Below are 8,683 nucleotides of genomic sequence, written 5' to 3'. Positions count from 1 at the left end.
TCGGCCGTGCGGGTCTTGATCAGATCCCGCTCAACGTCGGCGAGACCGCCAAGGATGGCCAGCATGAGGCGGCCGGTGCTGTCATCGGTATCGGCCCAGGGTTGGGCAAGCGAGCGGAACCGCGCGCCGGCGTCGACGATGCGCTTGACGATGGCGAACATGTCGAAGGTCGATCGAGCCAGGCGATCGATGCGGGTCACCACCAGCTCATCGCCAGGACCGAGGGTGCTAAGGAGCTTCATCAGCTCTTTGCGGTCGGCCTTGGCGCCGGAAACCTTTTCGCGGAAGACGATCGTGCATCCGGCGGCTTGCAGCTCCTCGAGCTGGGCCTCAAGGGTCTGGCCGACGGTGGAAACCCGGGCATAGCCGAAGGAGCGGATGGGGGCGCGACTTTTGTCCATGATTTATGGAAAGGATAACCCATTGGCCAGGTTACGCAATCAAAATATTCCATAAATCTTGATATTCGCTATCTTTGAATTCTGTATCAGAATGCTGGAAAAATCATGCGAAGACGCGGCGACGGCCGCCGATTGCCGTCGCCGCGTCACGAGCTGCCACGCGCCCCTCGTGGCAGCCGTACCCAAGTGCTATGGGAAAATGCGTCGATCGCTGCCGGATTACGGACCGGAGCGCTCCGCTGTGACTGAAGCTTTCATCGTTCTTGCCATCAGTCCGATGACGATAATTCTGAAGCTGGACAGCAGCAGTTGGCCGAACTCGATGTGCTCAATGTTGATATGGTCGCGCCGCTCGATCGCCTTCATTTCGAGGACGTTCTTATGGTTTGCCACTAATATCGCCGGCGCGCGCTGGTTCGCCCCAGGTTCGTTGCGAATTTTCTCGAGAAAATCGATCCCCAGCACGCCCTGGACTAGACCAGCAATCGCGAGAACGTCGAATGTATTACGCATCGAAAGGCTAATCGCTTCATCAAGTTCGGTCGTCGCGCGTACATTCCATCCAAGTCTAGAACCGTATTCAACATAGCGGTCGTGCTCCGCTCTATCGCGACACACACACAGCAGAGACGGTATATTCGTAATCTTACCCATAGTAAATACAGGCCGATTGATAGCGGAGGAGCTGGACATGACTGTTCTTGTGAAAGACGGCAGGGAAATGGCAATCGTCCGAGCAATTGCCCATCGTTTGGGAAATTGCCCAAACGGCACTGCCGTGTCGCACCTTTCCGCGATAAAGTCATTCGCCTAGTGTCATGAACTTTCCGTGCAGAAATTGTGATATATAAGACTTATTAAATGGTCGCTTTATTAGTTGTTCGCGGCGAGCGGTATCATCCCACAGCATTGTCTTCTCCCATCGTCTCGACAACGACGGAAAATCACAACCTGATGATCGCTCAACTTCTTTTCGCTCGGTCTCTTAACTGTTCAGATGGCCGCACTTTGTGGTGAGGGCTGAGAATTAGCGCTGGTTAGGCCTGGCTGCGTTCTTTTCTCCGTCACGCGGATCGCCGAAAGATGGTTGCGTGGAGGTTTCTCGCCTCATGCACCAATTCCGCGTCTTCAAGGCGCTCTATCTTCGCAACAAGAGCTCTCGCTTGGTCCTCGATTATCTGCAGCATAGTCCCCGCCCTATGGCTGGCTAACAAAATAAACGATAACAGGAGCTTACCCATTTTCTCGGAGGTGTCATCCAACTTTTTGCATCGGTGCCGGAAAGGTCAGCTTTGGGCAAGGGGAGAATGACAGGCGGGCGCAAGTCGCCGCTCGATTTCGACCTCTTTCAGCGTATCTCCAACTCCGCGGCCCCGTCCGGGTTGACGGCCTGCGGGCCTCCCTCGTCATTGCTATTATCCCAGACTTTGAGGTCTTCAGCTAACTAAATTCGGCATGTTTCGCAAGGAACAGGCGCGGGATGGAATCGTTTGATCGGCGACGGTCGCAAGGGCCGCGTTTTATTGGAGCTGAAACCATGTCGGTAAAGAGCCTCGACGATCTCTTTCTTCATACCCTGCAGGACATTTACTACGCCGAAAAGACCATCACCAAGGCCTTGCCGAAGATGTCAAAGAAGGTGACGTCGACCGACGTCAAGAAAGCTTTTGACAGCCATCTCGAAGAGACCAAGGGACAAATCGAGCGTCTTGAAGCAGTGTTCAAATCGCTTGGCCAGAAGCCGAAGGCGGAGAAGTGTCCGGCGATCGAGGGCATCGTCTCCGAGGCCGAGGAGTTGATGGACGAAATCGAGGACGCCGAGACCCTTGATGCCGCGCTCATTGCGGCGGCGCAGGCCGTCGAGCATTACGAGATGACCCGCTACGGTACGCTTGTCTCCTGGGCCGAAACACTGGGCCACACGGAAGCCATTACCCTTCTCGGCGAAACGCTGAAGCAGGAGAAGGCCGCGGATGCCAAGTTGACGAAGATTGCGGAATCGAAGGTAAATAAGAAGGCTGTCGCCTGATCAGAAGGCGGGGGGTCGCTGCAGCGGCGGCCCCTCATTACGTCGGTGGGTGCCATAGCCGCGGGAAAGACAGACAGTGCAAGAACTCCGGTGTGATGCCTCGAGCAATCCGGCCTTCAAAATTCAGTCGCGGCCAACAAGTCCCATGCAACCAAAAGCTACATTTAAATTTCTATTCGAAATAGAAAGTCTTGATTTATGGGTATTAAGCGGCAATGCCCGCCTAATACCCACTCACCTCATATGCTTTATCGACCTGCATCCCGACGAATTTCATGCAGCCAAGCCATAGCTTGCCTGTTTCTTATTCGATAATGTAAATTCAGCAACCCTTGCATCGAGCATCTGGGACTGTTCGGCGAGATTGTTGGTTGCCGCCGTCGACTGTTCGACCATGGCGGCGTTCTGCTGGGTGGTTTGATCCATTTGTGAAATCGCCTGATTGACTTCGGCGAGCGCAGTCGATTGCGACCTCGCTGATAATATCATCTCCTGCATTTCCAGATGGACCGCATCGATTTGCTGCAGAATTCCCTCAAGTGCCACCCCGGTCTGCTCCGACAATGCGACGCCATTTTCCACTTCGCTCACCGAACGGCCGGTGAGTTCTTTGATCTCCCTGGCGGCTTCTGCCGAGCGCTGGGCAAGTTCGCGAACCTCGCTGGCGACGACAGCAAAGCCTTTGCCAGCCTCGCCAGCCCGTGCCGCCTCGACGCCGGCATTCAGTGCCAGAAGGTTTGTCTGAAAGGCGATCTCATCGATCACGCTGACGAAGCGGGTGATCTCATCGGATGAAGCCGCAATCGTTCGGATAGCCTCGACCGTTTCCTTCACGACGGCATTAGATCTTTGCGTTTCCTGCGCGGTGTTGGCGACAATGTTTCCTGCGCGCTCGGCCCGCTTCGCGCTGTCAGACACCGTCTGCGAGACTTCGCCGAGTGCCGCTGCCGTTTCTTCCAACGAAGCCGCCTGCTGCTCAGTGCGCCGGGCTAGATCGTCGGCTGCGATCTGCAGCTCGTTCGTATTGGCCCGCAGCGAACCGGACACCTCAGCGACCGCATTGACCGCTTCGTCAAGCGCGTCAAGCGAGCGATTGAAATTCGCTCTCAACGGCTCGAACACGTCAGCAAAACGTGTCTCGATGCGATAGCTGAGATCCCCATCGCACAACCGCTGCAGCGCCGTTCCGAGCTCTTCCACGGCCTGCAAGGATGCGGCGGCTGTCTCGGCGCGTTCGGCATCCGTCTCGGCTCTGAGGCATTCACGCTCGGCAACGCGAGCGGCCTCTTCCTCGCGTTCGCGCATGGCGCGTTCTTTGGTCTGGACGACGATGTTCTGAACGGTGCGGGCCATCTCCCCCAGTTCATCCTTGCGCGAGCCATCGACGCCTTGCATTTCCATACTTCCCTGAAGCAGGCCCTTCAGGCTTTGCGTCAAAGCTTGCAGTGGGCTCGTAATCGATTGTGCGAGGACGATTGTCACACCTGCGACGGTCAATGTGAGCAGGAGCACAATGCCTGCCAGCTTGATGAAGTCGGCGTGCGCTTCGTCACCCAGAGCAGCAGCCTTGGCCTCAATGCGATGAATCGTTTCCTGAGCAAGCTCGCGGAGGACATTGATCCGGGCCGTCGCGACGTCGAACCACTTCTCTGCACTGAAGGACGACAGGGCCGTAATTTGGCCATTGCTGATCATGCCGTGGCGCATTTCGATCATGGCTGCCCGCGCGGCCGCGAGGCGTTGCCGAGCGCTTTCAGCGAGTTCGGGCCCGACCCCCTGGTAATAGAGATCAATGAGCGCGTCTTCCTTGCCGCCCAGTTCGGCGAACAGGAAGTAATGCTCGGGAGTGAAGCGCCGGGCTGCGATTGCGCCGGCTCCAAGACCTCGCTCTTGGCCGGCGAACTCCTTTGCCTTCAAGAGCAGGGTGAAATCCGAAAGTGGTGCCGCAATTTCCATGTCGTCGATGCCGTGATGAAGCGAAACGGCTAGAGCGGCAAGCCCATCGATAAGATCGGTGTAGAAGTTGAAGGCCTCTTCTGGCGTCGCTGCCAGCGCATCGATCGCCTTGCGAAGCTTCTCCAGGCCGTCATGAGTCATAGGATCAACCCGCTCCATTAGCGGTTTGGCGTATTGATCGCCGACCTTTTCGATCACATGCTCGGCATGCTCGAACTCTTCATGAACTTCATGGGTCGTTTCGCGGACCTTGCGCATCTTCTCACCCATCTGGGCGCCGCGGCTACCAATGAAGCCCGCCGTCGTGCCGCGCTCGACCTGCAGTGCGTGGATGAGGTTGGCGACGATTTCGATTTCCTTGGTCGCGTTACGCAGATCGTACATATGGTGATATCGGGTCCAGGACGCCCGTAATTCGCCTTGAGCAATGAAGATGAGCAGGGCGGCAGGTATCAGAAGTGTCGCGGCCAGACGCAGACCGACGGGTACATCTCTCAGGCGCATCGAACGTTTCCCCTCGTTTGCACCGCCCTTTTCCATCACGGCATGGCTAGACGTTTGCAATTGGAGGCATTTACAATCAATTTTATTAACACACCTTTTAGTAGTGTTTCATGACTAAAATTTTCATAGATTTATGTCCCTTTGAGGGACTGCGGCAGTCGATCAGATAAGCGCTTAAGTGGAGTGTGGATTGCCCTCCGTTTCAGCGCCAGCGGGCGGATCACACGCCCGACGGTGTTGTTGTCGATCTCAATCGTGGCGTGGACCACGAAACGACAAAGCCCTTCCCACCGCGACAGAGCATAGCGGATTGCCTCGGCGAGGATAGTTGATTTCACTGACGCTTAAAGTGGCCCCCCATCCGGCTAACCAATGAGTCGTGCACTGTGCGCCTCCTCACCCGACGCCTCGCAAAATACCGTTATGTCTGATGGAGTTTCGAGTCGGGCACTCAAGTTTTGGCTTCTCCTTCGCCTCGCGTCCCAGTCCATGGTCGCAAGCTAGAAGACGGTCGGTTTTCGGCCGGAAGATCGCATTCCTGACGGTGCTGTCTCCTTGTCGTGTTTCCGATCCCGAAGTTGAGGCCGGGTTCCTGCCCGGCTTGCGGACGCCTTGTCCTTCTCCTGCCCGCTCCATTCCCCCGGAGCGGTGTCCGGGGTCCCGGGTTGGGGACAAGCCGCCGGCAGCGCCGGGCTCCTTTGGAACCGTCCTTCGGGACAGTAACCACAACAAAGGAGATCATCATGACGTTCAAACGCAACACCACCTCGGCCCCGGCCAAACCCGATCCGAAGGCTCCCGTGCTTCTCGCCTATACGGTGCGCGAGGCGAAGGATGAGGGCCAGAAGAACTACTGGACCCGGATCGGCGCCTTTTTCGAGCATGAAGACGGCGATGGCGGGACGCTGGTCCTCGATGCCCTGCCGCTCAACGGGCGGATCGTCCTCAGGGTGCCGCCCAAGGACGATGCGGCCAAGGGCCAGGCCTGAGGAGGCTGACATGCAGCTTCTCACTCGGGAACTGCGGGACAAGCTGCTGGCGAACGGTCGCCAGCAGCAACCCGTCAGGGGCACGGAAGGCGAAATCGACTTTCCGCCCGTGGTCAAACTCTTCACCCCCGACGCCGGTGCCACCCGGCTCCTGACCGAGATCGATCCGGAGGAACCGGACATCGCCTTCGGTCTCTGCGATCTGGGGCTCGGATTCCCGGAACTCGGCTCCGTCAGCCTCGCCGAACTCGAAATGGTCCGCGGCCGTCTCGGTCTGCCGGTGGAGCGCGACCTCTCTTTCGAGGCCGACAGGCCGCTGTCGGCCTATGCCGCGGAGGCGAGCCAGCTCGGGCACATCCGGGCATGAAGGTTCTTCTGGGCGTCACCTCACCGTGGCGCCCTTTCCTTCATGAGTAAGCCTGTGCCGCCGACGAGCCGGCGATGCTGAGCGACGGCGCGTCGCATCGCCGGCGTTGGCAGAGCCGGAGCCAGCACCGCTTCGACGAGGTGCGCCTGGTCGTCGGACGACAGAGGCACGATCTGCGCGGCCTCGATGAGTTGGGTTCGTCTGCGGATCATCATGGGTGCGCTCCATTCCTGGGATTGTCTCGCAGCTCTCGGAATGTCGGGAAAGGCCGGCGGGGTGCCTTATTCTACCGCGGAGAGATCCGTGAGCTTCACCATCAGCGTCATCGGATCGAGCGGCGACGGGTCGAAGCCGAGCGCCTCGTAGAAGCTGCGGGCCTCCTCCGACAGCGCATGGACGAGGAGACCCCGAATGCCGATCGTCTCGGCCGCCGCCAGCGTGCGCAGCGCGGCGTCTCGCACCAGCGCGCGGCCGAGGCCTTGGCCCTGGCAACGCCGGTCGACGGCGAGGCGGCCGAGCACCACCACCGGGATCGGGTCCGGCATGTTGCGGCGAAACCGGCCCGGCGCTTCCGGCAGTTTCACCGCCCCGGAGGCGAGCGCGTAATAGCCGATCACTTCTGCCCCCTCGCAGGCGACGAAACACCGTGAGGCTCCGCTCGCCTGATTGGCGCGGGCACGGCGTTTCAGCCAGTCGTCGAGGACGGCAACGCCGGAATCGAATTCCTCCAGACGGTGATGGTCGGCGAGCGGAACCGGGGTGCCGACCCTCACACGCCCTCCCAGGGCGCCGACGTCGCCATCATACGGCGCAGCCGCTCGTTCGGTTGCGGCGGCGCGTCGAGACGCTCGAGAAATGCCGCATAGGCGGCTGCGTCGACCGTGAACACCGTCCGGTCGAGGAGCGCGTCCTCCGCCGCCTTCCGGGCTGCCTCGAGCACGAAGTCGGTGCGGGTGCGACCCAGCAATTCGGCCGCACGGTCGATCAGGCCGCGCAGCTCCGGCTTGATGCGCAGATTGAGGGTTTCGCGCGGGGTGGATGGCATCGTCAAACTCCGTGTGTGTTTTTATTCTAGGAGATCGTAACGTATTTGTCATTACATTTTGCCGGAGCCTCCCCGCCGCCGGCGGGCGGGCTGTCGTGAACCGCGCCCGCTCATGCGGTCACGGCCATTCGGCTTCCATCCCTGATGCAGAGTCTTTCCGGCCGCCGACGCGGCCTTCCTGCGGGCGCGGAGCGCCCGCCTTAGGGCTTCGCCCTCGGCGCACTTCGGATTGTCTTCCGCCCAGCTTCGGTCGCTGCGCTCCCTGCAGCCGGTTCCCCGCGAAGCCACCCCTCCGTTTGCACACCCACTGCTCGCCGCGAGGCAGGGGTTCAGGACCGGGCCTGAACCCGCCTGCCAACCAAGGAGAGCTTCCATGACCAAACCCGCAGCCAGCCGCACCGACAGCCCCCGCAAGGATGTCTATAGCCGCGTCACCGAGCGCATCGTCGCCGATCTCGAACGAGGCGTGCGCCCATGGTTCAAGCCGTGGAATGCCGGACATGCGGCGGGACGCATTACCCGGCCCCTCCGCCATAACGGCCTGCCCTATTCCGGCATCAACGTCCTGTTGCTCTGGTCGGAAGCCGTCGCCCGAGGTTTTGCCGCGCCGATCTGGATGACCTTCAAGCAGACGCTCGATCTTGGCGCGCATGTGAGGAAGGGCGAGACCGGCTCTCTCGTCGTCTATGCGGGCAGCCTCCACAGGCACGAAACCGACGACAGCGGCGAGGATGTCGAGCGGGCCATACCCTTCATGAAGGGCTACACCGTCTTCAACGTCGAGCAGATCGAGGGCCTCCCCGAGCATTACCATGCCCCGGCCTCGCCCGTGCTCGACCCGGTGGAGCGCATCGCCCATGCCGAGGCCTTCGTCGCTGCGACAGGGGCCGATATCCGGCACGGCGGCAATCAAGCCTATTACGCCGGTGGCAGCGACCATGTGCAGATGCCGTCCTTCGCCTGCTTCCGCGACGCCGAGAGCTATTACGCCACCCTCACCCATGAGCTGACCCACTGGACGCGCCATGCGACCCGGCTTGACCGGGATTTCGGCAGGAAGCGCTGGGGCGACGAAGGCTATGCCGTCGAGGAGCTGGTGGCCGAACTCGGCAGCGCCTTCCTTGCCGCCGACCTCGGCATTGCGCCGGAGCCGCGCGAAGACCATGCCGCCTACATCGCTTCGTGGCTGAAAGTCCTGAAAGGCGACACGCGCGCGATTGTCAGCGCTGCCGCCCACGCCCAGCGCGCCGCCGATTTTCTCCACGCCCTGCAGCCGGATGCCGCCCCCGCGAGCATCGGGGACACTGACGCCGACCACGGGGCCGCGCCCCGCGCCGCCTGAGCCTTTCGCGCGAGGGGCGGCGGCATGGGCCGACCGCCGCCTCTCGCCCG

At 60.4% G+C, this 8,683-nt stretch carries 10 protein-coding genes and 1 pseudogene; 4 read left to right on the top strand and 7 right to left on the bottom strand.

Annotation, left to right across the window (positions count from 1 at the left end):
* Both J1C47_RS21870 and J1C47_RS21865 read right to left on the bottom strand, forming a co-directional pair.
* Window positions 1-401, bottom strand: a 401-nt coding sequence (locus tag J1C47_RS21870) for a recombinase family protein (protein ID WP_207352934.1), incomplete at its 3' end; no start/stop codon positions are given.
* Window positions 402-620: 219 nt separating this feature from the next.
* The gene (locus tag J1C47_RS21865) at window positions 621-1,094 is read right to left on the bottom strand and encodes a hypothetical protein (RefSeq protein ID WP_207352933.1); all 474 of its coding nucleotides are present in this window, start codon (window positions 1,092-1,094) and stop codon (window positions 621-623) included.
* 829 nt (window positions 1,095-1,923) lie between these two features.
* Between J1C47_RS21865 and J1C47_RS21860 the strand changes: the two genes are divergently transcribed.
* Window positions 1,924-2,430 (top strand): YciE/YciF ferroxidase family protein, encoded by a 507-nt coding sequence (locus tag J1C47_RS21860; protein WP_425354586.1) that lies wholly within the window; start codon window positions 1,924-1,926, stop codon window positions 2,428-2,430.
* Window positions 2,431-2,703: 273 nt separating this feature from the next.
* Here the strand turns inward: J1C47_RS21860 and J1C47_RS21855 are convergent, their stop codons facing one another.
* Both J1C47_RS21855 and J1C47_RS21850 read right to left on the bottom strand, forming a co-directional pair.
* On the bottom strand, window positions 2,704-4,890 hold the full coding sequence (locus J1C47_RS21855; protein ID WP_207352932.1) for a methyl-accepting chemotaxis protein: 2,187 nt from the start codon (window positions 4,888-4,890) through the stop codon (window positions 2,704-2,706).
* Window positions 4,891-5,084: 194 nt separating this feature from the next.
* Window positions 5,085-5,225, bottom strand: a pseudogene (locus J1C47_RS21850) (IS66 family transposase); the annotation flags it as partial.
* Window positions 5,226-5,633: 408 nt separating this feature from the next.
* On the opposite strand from J1C47_RS21850, the gene J1C47_RS21845 reads away from it, so the two are divergent.
* Both J1C47_RS21845 and J1C47_RS21840 read left to right on the top strand, forming a co-directional pair.
* Window positions 5,634-5,879 (top strand): hypothetical protein, encoded by a 246-nt coding sequence (locus tag J1C47_RS21845; RefSeq protein ID WP_207352931.1) that lies wholly within the window; start codon window positions 5,634-5,636, stop codon window positions 5,877-5,879.
* A 10-nt stretch (window positions 5,880-5,889) separates the two neighbouring features.
* Window positions 5,890-6,246 carry a DUF2958 domain-containing protein gene (locus J1C47_RS21840; protein ID WP_207352930.1) on the top strand — a complete coding sequence of 119 codons (357 nt, stop codon included), beginning with the start codon at window positions 5,890-5,892 and terminating at the stop codon, window positions 6,244-6,246.
* 20 nt (window positions 6,247-6,266) lie between these two features.
* Here the strand turns inward: J1C47_RS21840 and J1C47_RS21835 are convergent, their stop codons facing one another.
* The 3 genes from J1C47_RS21835 to J1C47_RS21825 all read right to left on the bottom strand — a co-directional run bounded on the left by J1C47_RS21835 (window position 6,267) and on the right by J1C47_RS21825 (window position 7,291).
* Complete coding sequence (locus J1C47_RS21835) at window positions 6,267-6,461, bottom strand: type II toxin -antitoxin system TacA 1-like antitoxin (RefSeq protein ID WP_207352929.1); 195 nt, start codon at window positions 6,459-6,461, stop codon at window positions 6,267-6,269.
* Window positions 6,462-6,527: 66 nt separating this feature from the next.
* Window positions 6,528-7,019, bottom strand: a complete 492-nt coding sequence (locus tag J1C47_RS21830; protein WP_207352928.1) for a GNAT family N-acetyltransferase — start codon at window positions 7,017-7,019, stop codon at window positions 6,528-6,530.
* Window positions 7,016-7,291, bottom strand: a complete 276-nt coding sequence (locus J1C47_RS21825; RefSeq protein WP_207352927.1) for a type II toxin-antitoxin system TacA family antitoxin — start codon at window positions 7,289-7,291, stop codon at window positions 7,016-7,018. The genes J1C47_RS21830 and J1C47_RS21825 overlap by 4 nt, the downstream gene beginning before the upstream one ends.
* Window positions 7,292-7,664: 373 nt before the next feature.
* Between J1C47_RS21825 and J1C47_RS21820 the strand changes: the two genes are divergently transcribed.
* Entirely contained in the window at window positions 7,665-8,633 is a 969-nt protein-coding gene (locus tag J1C47_RS21820; protein WP_207352926.1) for an ArdC family protein, read from the top strand.
* Window positions 8,634-8,683: the final 50 nt, after the last annotated feature.

The sequence above is a fragment of the Jiella sonneratiae genome (assembly GCF_017353515.1).
Classification (GTDB): domain Bacteria; phylum Pseudomonadota; class Alphaproteobacteria; order Rhizobiales; family Rhizobiaceae; genus Jiella; species Jiella sonneratiae.
Note: the sequence above shows the minus strand (reverse complement) of the source record. Positions and strands in the feature narration are given on the sequence as shown.

Bases quoted from the DNA above. Each gene is read 5' to 3' on its own strand.
- J1C47_RS21865 (WP_207352933.1), bottom strand. From the start codon at position 1,094: ATGTCCAGCTCCTCCGCTATCAATCGGCCTGTATTTACTATGGGTAAG.
- J1C47_RS21855 (WP_207352932.1), bottom strand. From the start codon at position 4,890: ATGCGCCTGAGAGATGTACCCGTCGGTCTGCGTCTGGCCGCGACACTT.
- J1C47_RS21845 (WP_207352931.1), top strand. From the start codon at position 5,634: ATGACGTTCAAACGCAACACCACCTCGGCCCCGGCCAAACCCGATCCG.
- J1C47_RS21840 (WP_207352930.1), top strand. From the start codon at position 5,890: ATGCAGCTTCTCACTCGGGAACTGCGGGACAAGCTGCTGGCGAACGGT.
- J1C47_RS21835 (WP_207352929.1), bottom strand. From the start codon at position 6,461: ATGATGATCCGCAGACGAACCCAACTCATCGAGGCCGCGCAGATCGTG.
- J1C47_RS21825 (WP_207352927.1), bottom strand. From the start codon at position 7,291: ATGCCATCCACCCCGCGCGAAACCCTCAATCTGCGCATCAAGCCGGAG.
- J1C47_RS21820 (WP_207352926.1), top strand. From the start codon at position 7,665: ATGACCAAACCCGCAGCCAGCCGCACCGACAGCCCCCGCAAGGATGTC.